Raw genomic sequence first — 393 nt, forward strand, 5'->3', positions numbered from 1 at the left:
CTGAAGTGCAGGCGCTGGGTTCGGCAGGCATTGGCCAGCTGACGTCTTCGCAAGTGCAGTCGCTGACCTCGACGGCGCTCAACGCGCTGACGACGTCGCAGCTGGCGACGCTGTCGGTGAACCTGCTGACGAGCGCACAGGTTTCGGGTTTGAGCACGGGCCAGCTCGCGGCACTGAGCTCGACGCAGGTGCGCCAGCTGAACTCGGCTGACCTGCACGCGCTGAGCACGAGCCAGCTCGTGAGCGGTCTTGGCACGGCAGGCATCGCTTCGCTGACGAGCACGCAGGTGCAGTCGCTGACCACGACGGCGCTGAACGCGCTGAGCACGGCACAGCTGGCAACGCTGGCAATCGCCTCGCTGACGACGGGTCAGGTGGCGGGTCTGAGCACGG

General features: G+C 67.2%; 1 pseudogene. It reads left to right on the forward strand.

The features are described from left to right. Nucleotides 1-393 (forward strand): annotated as a pseudogene (locus U5A52_RS43115) (heme utilization protein); the annotation flags it as partial.

It is taken from the genome of Paraburkholderia sp. J8-2 (assembly GCF_905220195.1).
Classification (GTDB): domain Bacteria; phylum Pseudomonadota; class Gammaproteobacteria; order Burkholderiales; family Burkholderiaceae; genus Paraburkholderia.